This window comes from Pseudomonas sp. FW305-7, assembly GCF_058786735.1.
Genome location: NZ_JBYSZA010000014.1, coordinates 38,484 through 54,483 on the forward strand (window position 1 = coordinate 38,484; position 16,000 = coordinate 54,483).

General features: G+C 60.0%; 15 protein-coding genes. 8 read left to right on the plus strand and 7 right to left on the minus strand.

Features of this window, described 5'->3' with window-relative positions; all coding sequences use genetic code 11:
- Window positions 1-155: 155 nt before the first annotated feature.
- The 3 genes from hydA (at window position 156) to preA (ending at window position 4,404) form a co-directional block, all read left to right on the plus strand.
- The gene (gene hydA / locus AC3WMT_RS17485; protein WP_103305897.1) at window positions 156-1,595 is read left to right on the plus strand and encodes a dihydropyrimidinase; all 1,440 of its coding nucleotides are present in this window, start codon (window positions 156-158) and stop codon (window positions 1,593-1,595) included.
- Window positions 1,596-1,761: 166 nt separating this feature from the next.
- Window positions 1,762-3,129 carry an NAD(P)-dependent oxidoreductase gene (locus tag AC3WMT_RS17490; protein ID WP_103305896.1) on the plus strand — a complete coding sequence of 456 codons (1,368 nt, stop codon included), beginning with the start codon at window positions 1,762-1,764 and terminating at the stop codon, window positions 3,127-3,129.
- Window positions 3,130-4,404, plus strand: a complete 1,275-nt coding sequence (preA, locus tag AC3WMT_RS17495) for an NAD-dependent dihydropyrimidine dehydrogenase subunit PreA (RefSeq protein ID WP_103305895.1) — start codon at window positions 3,130-3,132, stop codon at window positions 4,402-4,404.
- Between the two features lie 259 nt (window positions 4,405-4,663).
- Here the strand turns inward: preA and AC3WMT_RS17500 are convergent, their stop codons facing one another.
- Window positions 4,664-5,284 carry a TetR/AcrR family transcriptional regulator gene (locus AC3WMT_RS17500; RefSeq protein WP_095190174.1) on the minus strand — a complete coding sequence of 207 codons (621 nt, stop codon included), beginning with the start codon at window positions 5,282-5,284 and terminating at the stop codon, window positions 4,664-4,666.
- A gap of 140 nt (window positions 5,285-5,424) precedes the next feature.
- Here AC3WMT_RS17500 and copC point away from each other — a divergent pair, with 140 nt between their 5' ends.
- Window positions 5,425-5,787: a copper homeostasis periplasmic binding protein CopC gene (gene copC / locus AC3WMT_RS17505; protein ID WP_103305894.1), complete on the plus strand. Its 363-nt coding sequence runs from the start codon at window positions 5,425-5,427 to the stop codon at window positions 5,785-5,787.
- A gap of 3 nt (window positions 5,788-5,790) precedes the next feature.
- Window positions 5,791-6,648 (plus strand): copper homeostasis membrane protein CopD, encoded by an 858-nt coding sequence (gene copD, locus AC3WMT_RS17510; protein WP_103305893.1) that lies wholly within the window; start codon window positions 5,791-5,793, stop codon window positions 6,646-6,648.
- A gap of 115 nt (window positions 6,649-6,763) precedes the next feature.
- Here copD and AC3WMT_RS17515 read toward each other — a convergent pair whose 3' ends face one another.
- Both AC3WMT_RS17515 and AC3WMT_RS17520 read right to left on the minus strand, forming a co-directional pair.
- The gene (locus AC3WMT_RS17515) at window positions 6,764-7,906 is read right to left on the minus strand and encodes an HlyD family secretion protein (RefSeq protein WP_103305892.1); all 1,143 of its coding nucleotides are present in this window, start codon (window positions 7,904-7,906) and stop codon (window positions 6,764-6,766) included.
- Window positions 7,903-9,558, minus strand: a complete 1,656-nt coding sequence (locus tag AC3WMT_RS17520; protein WP_103305891.1) for an MFS transporter — start codon at window positions 9,556-9,558, stop codon at window positions 7,903-7,905. The genes AC3WMT_RS17515 and AC3WMT_RS17520 overlap by 4 nt, the downstream gene beginning before the upstream one ends.
- Before the next feature lie 295 nt (window positions 9,559-9,853).
- On the opposite strand from AC3WMT_RS17520, the gene AC3WMT_RS17525 reads away from it, so the two are divergent.
- Window positions 9,854-10,804 carry a polysaccharide deacetylase family protein gene (locus AC3WMT_RS17525; protein WP_103305890.1) on the plus strand — a complete coding sequence of 317 codons (951 nt, stop codon included), beginning with the start codon at window positions 9,854-9,856 and terminating at the stop codon, window positions 10,802-10,804.
- Window positions 10,805-10,857: 53 nt separating this feature from the next.
- On the opposite strand, the gene AC3WMT_RS17530 is transcribed toward AC3WMT_RS17525, so the two are convergent.
- The 3 genes from AC3WMT_RS17530 to AC3WMT_RS17540 all read right to left on the minus strand — a co-directional run bounded on the left by AC3WMT_RS17530 (window position 10,858) and on the right by AC3WMT_RS17540 (window position 13,419).
- Complete coding sequence (locus AC3WMT_RS17530) at window positions 10,858-11,658, minus strand: sulfite exporter TauE/SafE family protein (protein ID WP_103305889.1); 801 nt, start codon at window positions 11,656-11,658, stop codon at window positions 10,858-10,860.
- 9 nt (window positions 11,659-11,667) lie between these two features.
- Window positions 11,668-12,912 (minus strand): NAD(P)/FAD-dependent oxidoreductase, encoded by a 1,245-nt coding sequence (locus AC3WMT_RS17535; RefSeq protein ID WP_103305888.1) that lies wholly within the window; start codon window positions 12,910-12,912, stop codon window positions 11,668-11,670.
- Between the two features lie 165 nt (window positions 12,913-13,077).
- Window positions 13,078-13,419, minus strand: a complete 342-nt coding sequence (locus tag AC3WMT_RS17540) for an ArsR/SmtB family transcription factor (RefSeq protein WP_103305887.1) — start codon at window positions 13,417-13,419, stop codon at window positions 13,078-13,080.
- A gap of 104 nt (window positions 13,420-13,523) precedes the next feature.
- Between AC3WMT_RS17540 and AC3WMT_RS17545 the strand changes: the two genes are divergently transcribed.
- Together AC3WMT_RS17545 and AC3WMT_RS17550 are read left to right on the plus strand one after the other, a co-directional pair.
- A complete protein-coding gene (locus tag AC3WMT_RS17545; protein ID WP_103305886.1) occupies window positions 13,524-14,387 on the plus strand; it encodes an MBL fold metallo-hydrolase in 864 nt (287 codons plus the stop codon).
- Between the two features lie 125 nt (window positions 14,388-14,512).
- Complete coding sequence (locus AC3WMT_RS17550) at window positions 14,513-15,409, plus strand: tyrosinase family protein (RefSeq protein WP_103305885.1); 897 nt, start codon at window positions 14,513-14,515, stop codon at window positions 15,407-15,409.
- Here the strand turns inward: AC3WMT_RS17550 and bkdR are convergent.
- Entirely contained in the window at window positions 15,384-15,872 is a 489-nt protein-coding gene (gene bkdR / locus AC3WMT_RS17555) for a Bkd operon transcriptional regulator BkdR (protein ID WP_103305884.1), read from the minus strand. The two genes, AC3WMT_RS17550 and bkdR, sit on opposite strands and share 26 nt — an antisense overlap.
- Window positions 15,873-16,000: the final 128 nt, after the last annotated feature.

Genomic DNA, 16,000 nt, shown 5'->3' on the forward strand with positions numbered 1-16,000 from the left:
CAGTCATAAGCTTATAAAAAATAATCTTGATCTATTGCAAATCTGCGACTAGCTTCTATTCCTGACAGCGCTGACAGGAATACGCCCTTCACCGCTGTACATCAATAAAACATTTAGAACCGACACAAGTCGGTCATGCCTGCGAGGAACTCGGAATGTCTCTGTTGATCCGTGGCGCCACCGTTATTACCCATGATGAAAGTTATCGCGCCGACGTCTATTGCGCTGACGGCGTGATCAAAGCCATTGGTGAAAATCTTGATATTCCCGCCGGCGCCGAAGTACTCGACGGTAGCGGCCAATACCTGATGCCCGGCGGCATAGACCCGCACACGCACATGCAACTACCGTTCATGGGCACCGTCGCCAGTGAGGACTTCTACAGCGGCACGGCAGCGGGTCTGGCCGGCGGCACCACGTCGATCATCGACTTCGTTATTCCCAATCCGCAGCAATCATTGATGGAAGCGTTCCATCAGTGGCGCGGCTGGGCCGAGAAGTCGGCGTCGGACTATGGCTTCCATGTCGCGATCACTTGGTGGAGCGAGCAGGTCCGCGAGGAAATGGCCGAACTGGTCAGCCATCACGGCATCAACAGCTTCAAGCATTTCATGGCCTACAAGAACGCGATCATGGCCGCCGACGACACCTTGGTGGCGAGTTTCGAGCGCTGCCTGGAACTGGGCGCCGTGCCGACCGTGCACGCGGAAAACGGCGAGCTGGTGTATCACCTGCAGCGCAAATTGATGGCCCAGGGCATCACCGGGCCGGAAGCGCACCCACTGTCGCGTCCGTCGCAGGTCGAAGGTGAAGCCGCGAGCCGGGCCATTCGCATTGCCGAAACCATCGGCACGCCGTTGTATCTGGTGCATGTCTCGACCAAGGAAGCCCTCGACGAAATCACCTATGCGCGCAGCAAAGGCCAACCGGTTTACGGCGAGGTGCTCGCCGGGCATCTGCTACTCGATGACACTGTCTACCAACACCCAGACTGGCAGACCGCCGCCGGTTACGTAATGAGCCCGCCGTTCCGTCCGCGCGGGCATCAGGAAGCGCTGTGGCATGGCTTGCAGAGCGGCAATCTGCACACCACCGCCACCGACCATTGCTGTTTCTGTGCCGAACAAAAAGCCGCCGGGCGCGACGATTTCAGCAAGATCCCCAATGGCACCGCCGGCATAGAAGACCGCATGGCGGTGCTTTGGGATGAAGGCGTGAACAGCGGACGTTTGTCGATGCAGGACTTCGTCGCCCTCACCTCCACCAACACCGCAAAAATCTTCAACCTCTATCCGCGCAAGGGTGCGATCCGCGTCGGCGCCGATGCCGACCTGGTGCTGTGGGACCCGCAAGGCACGCGCACCATCTCCGCCAAGACCCACCATCAGCAAGTGGACTTCAACATCTTCGAAGGCAAGACCGTGCGCGGCGTGCCAAGCCATACCGTCAGCCAGGGCCGGTTGGTCTGGGCCGATGGCGACCTGCGCGCCGAGCGCGGGGCCGGGCGGTACATCGAACGGCCGGCGTATCCGGCGGTGTTTGATTTGCTGAGCAAGCGGGCCGAGCAACATAAGCCAGTTGCCGTGAAACGCTGAAAGCGGCCTTCGGCCTATCGCTGGCAAGCCAGCTCCCACAATGTTTTTGTGAACGCCATAGAAGCCTGTGGGAGCTGGCTCGCCAGCGATGAGGCCATCCCGAACGACACAAAACCCACTGCCCATCAGAGGCAGAAAACCTCAAATAACCGTGAGGCACAAAACCGTGATCGAGACCCTGAACCATCTCCCGCACCCGCACGAAAGCGCGGCCGCCCTCGCCGGCCATTTCAGCGATCTGGCGCCGCCGCTCAACGATCGCCAGGCGCATCTGGAGGCCTCACGCTGCCTGTATTGCTACGACGCGCCGTGCGTCAATGCGTGCCCGAGCGAAATCGATATTCCGTCGTTCATCCGCAACATCCATCAGGACAACGTGCCCGGTGCCGCGCAGAAAATCCTTTCGGCGAACATCCTTGGCGGCAGTTGCGCACGTGTCTGCCCGACCGAGATCCTCTGCCAGCAAGCGTGTGTGCGCAACAACGCCCACGAATGCGCGCCGGTATTGATCGGCCTGCTGCAACGTTACGCCGTGGACAACGCGCATTTCACCGAGCACCCATTCCAGCGTGCCGCCAGCACCGGTAAGCGCATCGCCGTGGTCGGCGCCGGGCCGGCGGGTCTCTCCTGCGCGCATCGCAGTGCCATGCACGGGCATGACGTGGTGATTTTCGAAGCGCGGGAGAAGGCTGGTGGCCTCAACGAATACGGGATCGCCAAGTACAAACTGGTCGATGACTACGCGCAGAAAGAGCTGGATTTCCTCCTGCAGATTGGCGGCATCGAAATCCGTCACGGGCAGAAACTCGGTGAGAATCTGACCCTCAGCGAGCTGCATCAACAGTTCGACGCGGTGTTCCTCGGCCTCGGCCTTAACGCCAGCAAACAGCTCGGCCTGGCCCACGAGGACGCTCCCGGCCTGCTCGCCGCCACCGATTACATCCGCGAACTGCGCCAGACCGATGACCTCACGCAACTGCCGCTGGCCGAGCGCTGCATCGTCCTCGGCGCGGGCAACACCGCCATCGACATGGCCGTGCAAATGGCCCGCCTCGGTGCTCGCGATGTCAATCTGGTGTATCGCCGTGGCGCCGCCGACATGGGCGCGACCGGCCACGAACAGGACATCGCCAAGGCCAATCAGGTGCGCCTGCTGACCTGGGCGCAACCGGAAGAAGTGCTGCTCGACGAGCAGGGCCACGTGCGTGGCATGCGTTTCGCCCGCACCGATCTGGTCGACGGCCGTCTGCAAACCACCGGAGAAACCTTCGAGCTGGCCGCCGACGCAATCTTCAAGGCTATCGGCCAGGCCTTCGACGGCAGCGCCCTCGCCGACCCGCTGGCCCGCGAACTCCAGCGTCAGGGCGAGCGTATCCAGGTCGATGAAAACCTGCGCACCAGCATCCCCGGTGTGTATGCCGGTGGCGACTGCACCAGCCTCGATCAGGACCTCACCGTACAAGCGGTGCAACACGGCAAACGTGCCGCCGAAGCGATCAACGCTCAACTGATGCTCAACGTGGAGGCTGCGTAAATGGCCGATCTCTCGATAGTCTTCGCCGGCATCAAAGCCCCTAATCCGTTCTGGCTGGCGTCCGCGCCGCCGACCGACAAGGCCTACAACGTGGTCCGCGCCTTCGAGGCTGGCTGGGGTGGTGTGGTCTGGAAAACCCTCGGTGAGGACCCGGCAGCGGTCAACGTCTCGTCGCGTTACTCGGCGCATTACGGCAACAACCGCGAAGTGCTGGGCATCAACAACATCGAGCTGATCACCGACCGCTCGCTGGAGATCAACCTGCGCGAGATCACCCAGGTCAAGAAAGACTGGCCGGACCGCGCGCTGATCGTCTCGCTGATGGTGCCGTGCGTCGAGGAGTCGTGGAAACACATCCTGCCGCTGGTGGAAGCCACAGGTGCCGACGGCATCGAACTGAATTTCGGCTGCCCCCACGGCATGCCCGAGCGTGGCATGGGCGCGGCGGTCGGCCAGGTGCCGGAGTACGTCGAGCAGGTCACGCGCTGGTGCAAGACTTACTGCTCGCTACCGGTGATTGTCAAACTGACGCCGAACATCACCGACATCCGCGTCGCCGCCCGTGCTGCGCATCGCGGTGGCGCCGATGCGGTGTCGCTGATCAATACGATCAACTCGATCACCAGCGTCGACCTCGAACACATGGTCGCCCTGCCCACCGTCGGCAGCAAGAGCACCCACGGCGGCTATTGCGGTTCGGCGGTCAAACCGATTGCGCTGAACATGGTCGCCGAGATCGCCCGCGACCCGCAGACCCAGGGCCTGCCGATCTGCGGCATTGGCGGCATCGGCAGCTGGCGAGACGCGGCGGAATTCATCGCGCTGGGCAGCGGCGCGGTGCAGGTATGCACGGCGGCGATGCTGCATGGGTTTCGGATTGTCGAGGAGATGAAGGACGGCTTGTCACGGTGGATGGACAGTCAGGGCTACGCCAACATCGCCGAGTTTTCCGGGCGCGCGGTGGGCAATACCACCGACTGGAAGTATCTCGATATCAACTATCAGGTGATTGCGAAGATTGATCAGGAAGCGTGCATTGGTTGCGGGCGCTGCCACATTGCTTGCGAGGACACTTCACACCAGGCGATCGGCAGTTTGCGGCAGGCGGACGGGACGCATAAATATGAAGTGATCGATGAGGAGTGTGTGGGCTGCAATCTGTGCCAGATCACCTGCCCGGTGCAGGACTGTATCGAGATGGTGCCGATGGAAACGGGCAAGCCGTTTCTCGACTGGAATCATGATCCGAGGAATCCGTATCACGTTGCTGTCTGAATCTGGGGCTGATCCTGAAAGCCCCTCACCCTAACCCTCTCCCACAGGGAGAGGGGACTGATTGGGGGATGCTGGCAAACTCCGCCGACCTGAAAGTGTTGTTGTGAATCCATAATCGACTGGGATTCACAGGTAAGAACTGCTTTGAATCCATAATCGACCCGGTCTTTCAGGTCGGTGTAACTCGCAGGACACCTCGGTCGGCCCCCTCTCCCTCTGGGAGAGGGCTGGGGTGAGGGTTTGCTTTTGATCCTGCACTTCAGGGCTCCAGCCCGATCCCGCGCAGGATCACGCTGGTCACCGTCTGCACCGCCCGTTCGAACTGCATGTCCGACAGCGGCTGGTGGTCATTCAAGATATTCACCTGATGATCGAAGTCGGCGTAATGCTGGGTCGAAGCCCAGATCATGTACAGCAGGCTCGACGGTTCCACCGGCAGAATCCGCTTGTCTTCTACCCACTGGCGGATCTTCGCTTCCTTCATTTTCGCCCAGTCATACAGGCTGACATCCAGCGCCTCGCCCAACGTCGGCGCACCGTGGATGATTTCGTTGGCCCAGACTTTCGAACCGTATGGCCGACTGCGTGAGTGGTTCATCTTGGCGCGGATGTAGCTGCTGAGCACCACACGCGGGTCGTCGAACATCTCGAAGCACAACGCATCCTGTTTCCACACTTCCAGCAGGTCGAACAGCACGGCGCTGTACAGTTCGCTTTTGGTTGAAAAGTAGTAATGCAGGTTGGAACGCGGCAGCTGCACCTCAGCAGCGATGTCGGCCATGGCGGTGCTGCCGAAGCCTTTTTCGGCGAAGACTTTTTCCGCCGCCAGGAGGATTTTTTCGACGTTACTGCGGCGGATCTCGATCTTGTGATTGCCCATAAGGGCTCCCTGACAACAGCGTTGCCCAAGACTAGCATCCGCTCTGGTGCGCGGGCGACCGCTGAAAACAAAACTTCGTACAGCGGCGAGTGGATGGCTAAACTGACGACTTCTTCGATCCTGCCTCAGAGGTACCCGCGATGCTGTTCAAGAACATCCTGACCACCACTGCCCTGCTCGCCTCGCTGTTCGCCGCCTCGTCGGTATTCGCCCACGCCCACCTGAAAAGCCAGACCCCGGCCGCCGACAGCACCGTCGCCGCCCCGGCCGATCTGCGCCTGACTTTTTCCGAAGGCGTTGAGGCCAGCTTCACTAAAGTCACGGTGACCAAGGACGGTGCCCCCGTCGCAGTGAAAGCACTGACCACCGAAGGCGACAAGAAAACCCTGATCGTCACCCCGGCCGCACCGCTGACGGCGGGTGAGTACAAAGTCGAATGGCACGCCGTGTCGGTCGACACGCACAAAAGCGAAGGCGCCTATCAGTTCAAGGTTGGCCAGTAATTCATGAGTGAAGCGCTGGTGCTGTGTCGCTTTGTGCATTTCACCGTGGTGTTGATGCTGTTCGGGGCCTGGCTGTTCAGGCCCTTGTTGCTCAAGGGTGAAGCGCCGGCGGTGGATCGGCACCAGGCGCGGCTGGCGCGTTGGCTGGCGGCGATTGCGCTGGTCAGCGGCGTGATCTGGGCGCTGTTGATCACGGCGAGCATGGCCGGCTCAACAGCGGCCGCGTTCGATCCCGACACGCTTGCGCTGGTGTTGGGCAAGACCTTTTTTGGTCAGGTGTGGCGTTGGCATTTGCTGATCAACGCTGTGCTGCTGGCATTGCTGCTCACGCCGTGGCGCTCAAGCATGCCGCTGCGGCTGGGCTTGAGCGGCTTACTATTGGCGACTCTGGCCCCGGTCGGGCATGGCGCAATGCTGGATGGCTTGAGCGGGCAATTGTTGATTCTCAACCAGATCATTCATTTGACCTGCGTGGCAGCGTGGCTTGGCGGATTGTTGGTGCTGGTGCTGATCCTGCGCCAGCCGAGTGAGCCGCTGAAGCAGATTCTGCAGCGTTTCAGCGGTGTCGGTTATGCGCTGGTGGCGGGGCTGCTGATCAGCGGATTGATCAACGTGCGCGTGCTGACCGGTCAGTGGTGGCCGACGCCGCTGTTCACAGGCTTCGCGCTGATTCTGCTGATCAAGGCAATGATCGTGGTGGGGATGTTGGGGTTGGCGCTGTTCAATCGCTTGCGCATTGCTGATTGCGAACAGCGAATGGACGCACTCGAGCGCAGCGTGATGCTGGAATGGTTGCTCGGCATCGGCGCAGTCGCCGCCGTCTCACTGCTCGGCACCCTGCCCCCGATGATCTCAACCTGAACGCACTTCCCCTGTGGGAGCTGGCTTGCCAGCGATGACGGTGTGTCAGGAACAGATATTTCGGATGTGCCGACATCATCGCTGGCAAGCCAGCTCCCACAGGGTTATGAGTTGATCAATGGGGCTGGGTATCGCCCGCCGCCGTGTCGATACTCACCACCACCGACATCCCCGGCCGCAACCGTTCCTCTTCCTGCTGCCCCTCATCAATGGTGATGCGCACCGGCACGCGCTGGGCGATCTTGACGAAGTTGCCGGTGGCGTTGTCAGCCTGCAGCAAGGCAAATTCAGAACCGGTGCCCGGCGAAATATGCTGCACATGCCCGGTAAATTTCTTGTGGTTCAACGCATCGACGGTAAAGCGTACCGGTTGCCCGACCCGCACATTGTCCATCTGCGTTTCCTTCATGTTGGCGATCACCCATTTCTGGTTCGGCACCAACGCCATCAACTGCGCACCGGAGTTGACGTAGGCACCGAGGCGCACGCCGATCTGCCCGAGCTGGCCGTCGCGCGGGGCGACGATGCGCGTGTTCGACAAGTCGATGCGCGCCAGTTGCACCGCCGCTTCCGCACTGGCCACCGCCGCCTCCTGCGAGCCGCGATTGACGATCACCGTTTGCAGATCCTGACGGGCTATTTCCAGATTGGCCTTGGCCTGCGCCACCGCTGCAATGCCCTGCGCATTGGCCGCCAGCGCCACATCCATCTCGCGCTTGGACACCGAGCCGTCACTCACCAGCTCCCTGTTGCGGCGCAAATCCGCTTCGCTCTTGCGTAACTGCGCTTCGCTGTCAGCGACCACCGCCTGACGCAGCTTGATCGTCGCTTCGGCACTGTTGCGTTGCTGCACGACGTTAGCCAATGCGGCTTTCTGCACGGCCAGTTGTGCCAGCGACTGGTCGAGGCGTTGCTGGTAGATGCGGTCGTCCAGACGCACCAGCAAATCGCCGGCCTTCACATACTGGAAATCCTGCACCGGCACTTCATAGACATAACCGGCGAGCTGCGGGCCGATGATCGTCACCTGCCCGCGAATCAGCGCGTTTTCGGTGGTTTCGACCGCGCTGCTGAACGGTGGCAATTGCCAGGCGTACAGCACGATCAACACGCCGACGATGGCAATCGCGGCAAAGCCCAGCGAAGAGATGATCCGCACCCGCAACGAGCGCGGCTCGGTGTTCGGCGATGACGGCGGTGCCACACCTTCAGGCGTGGCGGCAATGGCATTGGTGGTTGTGGTGGTCGGTTCGGTCATGAAGAAGTGGCACCGCTGGTTGGTACGGAAGGCGCTGGGGCGACGCTTTTGGTGGTGCTCATCAGCCACAGCGCACGAATGGAAATCCAGATCATGGTCAGCACCGCGATCACCGCGATGAGCATGAACACATCGTTATAGGCCAGTACGTTGGCTTCGCGAGTCGCGGCGTTGGCCAGACTGCGAATACCGGCAAGATTGCGCAGGCTCGGATCGGCCAGCAGCGAGCCGTAAGCCGATCCGCCGCTCGCCACCCGTGCGGCGACTAATGGATCTGACATCACCAGGTGTTCGACGATGTGACTGGAGTGAAACTTCTCCCGGACGATCTGAAAGGTGCCGAGCAACGCCGCACCGATCAGCCCGCCGAGGTTGTTGCAGATCCCGAACAGCACGGAAAAACTCACCAGATTGCGCGGATTGGTCAACACGTTACGCGTGCCGAGGACCATGGTCGGACCGAGGAAAAACGTACTGCCGAACGCCAGCAGGAACTGACTGAAATACAGATTCTCGGGACGCGTCAGGTTGTTCGAATAGCCGTCCATCACCGAGCCCGTCGCCATCAGCGCCAGCGAGATGATCAGCGGCATGAGCAAGTGTTTCGGGTCAATGGTCAGCGCACTGGTGAGCAGCCCGGCGACGCTGCCGATCAGCATCACCACGTACAGGCTGTGTAACTGCTGATTGCTCATGTTGAGGTACTGCATGAAGCCGACGGCGCCGGTGGATTGCTCCGACGTCACCATGCGGATCAGAATCACCGCCAGCGCCAGCCGGATCATCACCCCGCTACCGAGCCAACGGGTCATCAGCATCGGGTTGCTGCGATTGTGCTCGATGGCCAGCCCCGTGAGGATCAACGCAATCGAGGCAGCGAGCGCAACGCCGATCCAGTCGGCTTCGAGCCACCAGTCAATCCGCCCCAGCGACAGTACCGCACAGAGCAACGCCACGCCGCTGGCAAGAATGGCGAAAGTCAGGAAGTCGAGTTTTTCGAAAGTCTTGAAGCGGTCGCCCGGCGGCAACTTGAGCATCAACACGCAGCCCAGCGATAGCAACGCCATGCCCAATTCGAACAGGTACAAGCCACGCCATTCGGCAATCTGCAGCAAGTCTTCGGAGAACAGGCGCGCCAGCGGCAACGCCAATTGCGAGGTGCCGAGCCCCAGCACCAGCGCCTTCATCCGCCACTTTGCCGGGAATGCCTGCACCATGTAATACAGGCCCAAGGAACTCAGCGCGGCGCCGACCATGCCGTGGGCGGCGCGCACCGCCACTGCCGAATTCAGGTCGTTGACGAACAAATGACCAAAGGTCACCAGCGCATACAGCACCAGAAACACCTCGGTAAACGCACGCAAACCGAACTGCTGACGAAACTTCACCAGCAGCAGGTTCATCGACACGTTGGTCATCACGTACGCCGCCGGCAACCAGGCCATTTCCGCCGTGGTCGCGCCGAGTGCACCTTGCAGGTAAACCAGGTTGGCGACCACCAGCGAATTGCCCAAACCACCGGTCAACGCCACCAGCAACCCGACCAACGCATAGGCCAGGCGCTTGGGGTTGGAGTGCAGCGGTGTCGATGGGGAACCGGGCAGACTGGGCTTCTCGTGAGGCTGCCAGTTGCGCGGGGCGTATCGATCCATTCAGAGGCCTTGTGCTGGAAGTTGCTGAAGTTTGCCGCAAATCGTCCTGCAAACCCATATCCCCTGTGTACACAGAGATCCCTGTGGGAGCGGGCTTGCCCGCGAATGCGCTACGTCATTCGATGACTATGTTGACTGATACACCGCTTTCGCGAGCAAGCTCGCTCCCACAAAGGATTTTTGTGAATCCGGGATTCGTAAAATTTGTTTAAAAGTCATCTCGTCCGCAGCGGATTTTTCCCCAGCGTAGCGGGTGCCACCCTTGAGCCACTTCTCAAACCTCAAGGTGACCGATATGACCACTTCACACCGACAACGCTCCCCGCGCCTGCTGAAAAACCTGCTGGCCGCCGCGCTATTGCTGCCCGCCCTCGCCTTTGCCCAGGAACGGCCATGGCCGGATGGTTCACAACTGGTGATCTCGGTATCAATGCAGTTCGAGACCGGTGGCCAACCCGACGGTGCAGAAAGTCCGTTCTCCGGCAGCCCTTTACCCAAAGGCTACCCGGATCTCCCGGCGCAGACCTGGTTCGATTACGGTTACAAGGAAGGTTTGTGGCGCATGCTCGATCTGTGGGATCGCACCGGGATCAAAGTCACCTCCCACGTGGTCGGCGAAGCCGCGCTCAAACACCCGGAGCTGGCCAAGGCGATTGCCGAACACGGCCATGAGCTCGCAGCGCACGGTATGCGCTGGGCCGACTCCTACAACATGAATTACGCGCAGGAAAAACAATTCATCGGCGACGGAATGGCGGCGGTGGAAAAACTCACCGGCCAGCGTTCGGTCGGCTACAACGCCAATTGGCTGCGGCGCAGCCCCAATACGCTGAAGGTGCTGCAAGATCTCAACTTCACTTATCACATTGACGACGTCAGCCGCGACGAGCCCTTCGTGACGATGGTGCGCGGGCGTAAGTTCGCCGTGGTGCCGTACACCCTGCGCAACAACGACATCGTTTTGGTCGAGGGCCGGCATTTTTCCGCCGACCAGTTTTATCAGCAACTGGTGCTGGAATTCGACCGACTCTATGCCGAAGGTGCAAGCAAGCGTCGGATGATGTCGGTGAGTCTGCACGACCGCATCGGCGGTACGCCGGCGATGGTCGAGGCGATGGAGCGGTTCATCCATTACGCCCAGTCGCACCCGAAGGTGAGTTTCATGCGCAAGGATCGGATTGCGCAGATCGTGCTGACCGAGAAAAATCCGCTGATCGATAACAGTGAAGCGGCTTACAACCAGTAATCGGACGCAGCACCATTGGTGAGGGAGTTTGCTCCCTCACCACAGATCAAGACTCAGGCACGCAGCAACATATAAGCCGCGACCACCAGACACACACTGGCAAATCCCACCTGCAACGCCCGCGCCGGCACCCGTGCGCAGAGCCTGCGACCGATGATCATGCCGATAATGCTGGCGACGATGAACGCCGCGCCGAGGCTGTCGATGCGTACCCCGGCATGGAACGCGCCGATCACACCAATCGCCGAGATCAGACTGATCACCATCAACGATGTGGCGACGATGCCGCGCATCTGCACGTCGGTCAGTTGCTTGAACGCCGGCACGATCAGAAAGCCGCCACCGACACCGAGCAATCCGGAAACCACCCCGGTGACCGCGCCCAGCGCTGCGAGGGTCGCCGTACATTTGGCGGTCCAGTCGAAGCGTCCGGTTTCTTCATCAAGCATGCAGTTTTTCTGCCCCCAACTGCCGTGGCCGTGGTCGCTCGGACCTGCTTCCTGACGCTCGCGGCGCAGCATGCGCCAGGCCACCATGACCATCAGCAGGCTGAACAGAATCATCAGGATTTTCTCCGGCAACTGGTGCGCGAAGTAGATCCCCAGCGGCGAAAACACCGCGCCGAGCGCCGCAATCAACAACGCCGCGCGATACCGCACCAGACCATGACGCAAACCATCGATGGCTCCCACCGCCGCCGCACTGCCCACCGCGAACAACGCCACGGGCGCGGCCTGGGTCATCGTCCAGCCGAGCCCGAGCACCAGCGCTGGCACCGCGAGAATGCCGCCGCCCGCCCCGGTCAGACCGAGGACCAGCCCCATCACTACGCCAAACAGACTTGCCAGCAACATAGTGATTTCTCAGTCGACTTTGGACAGACGCGTCAGCCACTCGCGCCCCTTGAGCATGCCGTTCCAGTAGAACCACGGCAGCAGCGTCGCCTTGAGAAACCATGCCGAGCGGCGCGGCACGGTGGGGTCCAGCGCAAAGGTCGGCAACAACTTCCCGGCATAACCGAACTCGGCGAGGATCACCTTGCCCTTCTCCACCGTCAGCGGGCACGAGCCGTAGCCGTCGTACTTCAGTGGCAGCGGTTGTTGTTTGCGCAGGGCTAGCAGGTTTTCCGCCACGACCACGACTTGCTTGCGCACCGCTGCAGCGGTTTTCGCATTGCTCGTGCCGCAGATGTCGCCAAGCGCGAACACTTCGGGATAACGCGGATGCTGCAGGCTGTGCGGATTCACTTCGCACCAGCCAGCGGGGTCTGCCAGCAGACTTTGCGCGATGAAATCCGGCGCGACCTGCGGCGGCACGACGTGCAGCAGATCGAAGGTTTTCGCCTCACGGACAACGTTGCCGTCCGCGCTCTTGCGCTCGAACCAGGCCGTTTTCGCCGGGCCGTCGACCTTGACCAGGTTTGAATTGAACGCCAATTGCGCGTTGTACTTTTCGATGTACTTCATCAGTGGCGGCACGAACGTCGCCACGCCGAACAGCGCGGCGCCGGCCAGATTGAATTCGACTTCGATCTTGTTCAGCACGGCATGCTTGCGCCAGTAATCGCACGACAGATAAAGCGCTTTTTGCGGCGCACCGGCACATTTGATCGGCATCGCCGGCTGGGTGAACAGCGCTTTGCCGCCGCGCAGTTTCTGCACCTGATCCCAAGTGTATTGCGCGTGCTGATAGCTGTAGTTGGAAGTCACGCCGTACTGGCCAAGACTTTGCTGCAAGCCTTCGATCTTTTCCCAGGCCAAACGCAGGCCGGGGCAGACGATCAGGTTCTGATAGCTGACCGTGCGCTCGTCGTTCAGGGTGAGTTGGCGCTGCTCGGGGTCGATCGCTGTCACCGCTGCCTGAATCCAGGTGGCCTGACGCGGCATCACCTTGGACATTGGTCTGACGGTGTCTTTCACGTCGAAGGCGCCACCGCCCACCAACGTCCACGCCGGTTGGTAGTAATGCTGGGCACTTGGCTCGATCACGGTGATGTTCAACTGCGGATCGCGTTTGAGCAGGCTGGCGACGAAACCGATGCCGGCCGTACCACCGCCGATGACCACGATATCTGCACTGATGGATGGGCCCCAGTGTTGATCGTTCATTGCTAGTTCCTTATTGCTGCACGCAAGGAGTATCAGTCATACACAAAACCTGTGGGAGCTGGCTTGCCAGCGATGGCGGAGTTTCAGTCGCCATCAATGTCGGCTGACAAGGCCTCATCGCTGGCAAGCCAGCTCCCACAGGTTTTATGTGCTGTTGGCTGACATTTATGAGTGGCCGAGGCTTTTCATTACGGCTCCACAGTAGAGCCCGGACAGGGTTTTCATCACCTGGATGACTTCAGGGCTGGCGAGGCCGTAAAAAATGTACTTGCCTTCACGGCGGGTCGCGACCAACCCTTCGTCACGCAGAATGCCCAGTTGCTGAGACAGCGTCGGCTGGCGCACGCCGGTCATTTTTTCCAGCTCGCCGACGTTGCGTTCGCCCTGGGTCAACTGGCACAGGATCAGCAGACGGTCCTCATTGGCCAACGCTTTGAGCAACGCACAGGCCTTGGAGGCCGAGGCGCGCAATTGGGCGACTTCACATTCGGTCAGACTGGATTGCATTTGCAGGAAGCCTTCAACGTCACTTAAGCTGCGAACATTATGTTTTTACATAAAGTGTTGCAACCCATGACTGACTTTTCATCCTCTTGCACAGGTTCGTGTCCATGCCCGCGCTGATTCAAGCTTTCCTCGACCCCGCCTCCTCGACCTACACCTATGTGGTCTACGAAGCCGATGGCGGGCAGTGCGCAATCGTCGATCCGGTGCTCGATTATGACGGTGCCGCCGGCCGCACCTGCACCGCGCAGGCGGACAAAATCATCACCTTCGTCCGCGCGCATAACCTGCAAGTGCAATGGCTGCTGGAGACCCACGCCCACGCCGATCACCTGTCTGCCGCGCCGTACCTGCGCCGGGAACTGGGCGGCAAGATCGCCATTGGCGAGTCGATCAGCAAAGTGCAGAACGTCTTCAAGGCACTGTTCAATCTGGAGCCGGATTTCTGCGTTGACGGCTCGCAATTCGATCACCTGTTCGCGCCCAACGAGTCGTTCCTGATCGGCAACCTCAAGGCTACCGCCCTGCACTTGCCCGGTCACACGCCAGCGGACATGGCCTACCTGATTGACGGCGAGCAGATTCTGGTCGGCGACACGCTGTTCATGCCCGACGTCGGCACCGCCCGCTGCGACTTCCCCGGTGGCAATGCGCATCAGTTGTTCAACTCGATCCACAAGCTGTTGGCCTTCCCTGCCGGCGTGAAACTCTACGTCTGTCACGACTACCCGCCCGAAGGTCGGCAATCGCAGTGCCAGACCACTGTCGGTGAGCAGCGCAAGAGCAACATCCATGTGCATGACGGGATTGATGAGGCGGCGTTCGTCGAGATGCGCACCAAGCGTGATGCCGGGCTGGGCATGCCGACACTGTTGCTGCCGGCGATTCAGGTGAATGTGCGGGCGGGGAATTTTCCGGCGGCCGAGGACAATGGCGTGGTCTACCTGAAGATTCCTCTGAACTCCTTATAGGAAAAGTCGCTCAACTCGCTGAAAAATAAATATTTCCTACGCTCTCTGGCGATAGAGGTGAACTGGATAAAATCCTGTCAGCAGCCAGACTTCATTGGGCAAACATTCAATGGAGTTTTCGCAATATGGATATTCGTCGTAATCACCGTGACATGTCAGCGGCACAGAAAGACGCGTTCATCAGCGCCATCCTGATTTTGAAGAATCAAACCCCCAGCATCCTGCGACCTGGCCAGCAGTATCGCTATGATGACTTTGTACAGATTCACAAGAATTCCATGGGGCTGGGCAATCCGATTTCCCCCAATCCCCATCGCAGCCCCCTGTTTTTTCCCTGGCACCGGATCCTGATTCGCCAATTCGAGTGGGAACTGCAAGTCGTGGCCAATGACCCCGGCATTACCCTGCCTTACTGGAACTGGAGCATGAGCGGCGCAGACAATCCCTTCATGGATGACTTCATGGGCAGAGATGGCGATCCCCAGTTAGACCAGCGTGTAACCCTCGGGCCATTTGCTTTCGAGAGTGGCATCTTCGGCGTCAGGATCTGGGATGGTGACGAAGGGATTCCGATGCTGAGGCGCAACTTTGGTGCAGCCGGTTCGCCACTGCCTACCGCGCCAGAGATCGAGTCGGCCATGAACCGAACACCCTACTGGTCCGAACCCGAAGGTTGGGAAAACCAGATGGAGCAGATGCACAATAGAGTGCATTCGTGGGTCGGCGGCAACATGGCCAGCGCCGCCTCGCCGAACGACCCGATATTCTTTCTGCACCACTGTCACCTCGATTACCTGTGGGAAATGTGGAAGCGTCAGCACCCGGCCGAACCCGCGATCTCGTTTGCCGATGACGCCCCCCGGGACATACTCGATGCCACCCTGATCTTTCATCCGGACATCGAGCCTGCACCTTGGCAAAGAATGTGGAAGGCTGGACAAGTCATCGACACGGCGGCACTTGAATATCGGTATGACTTCAATGACGCCGCCGCAATCAGGCGCCCAGAATCAGACCGTTGACCGGCAGCGGCAACGCGGTCTTGTAGCGCACCTGCTTTAGCGCAAAGCTTGACCGGATATTCGCCACGCCCGGCACCTTGGTCAGGAAGTCCATCATGAACCGCTCCAAAGACTGAATGGTCGGCACCAGCACCCGGATCAGATAGTCCGGGTCGCCGGCCATCAGATAGCACTCCATCACCTCGGGACGATCGGAAATGGCTTCCTCGAAATGCTGCAACGCTTCCTCGACCTGTTTTTCCAGACTGACGTGAATGAACACGTTCACGTGCAGGCCCAGCAGATCGGCATCCAGCAGTGTCACCTGTTCGCGAATCAGCCCCAATTCTTCCATTGCCTTGACCCGGTTGAAGCACGGTGTCGGCGACAGATTGACCGAGCGGGCGAGGTCGGCGTTGGTGATGCGAGCGTTCTCCTGCAGGCTGTTGAGAATGCCGATATCGGTACGGTCCAGTTTGCGCATGAGACAAAACCACCTGTTTTTTATGTTTATGCAGAATTTCTATCTGCAAATGATCTTCAGCGCAACGAAACAGAGAGAAATATTCTTCTTGCCCGGGCCTATGATTGTTGTAGGACAAGATTTCTTTC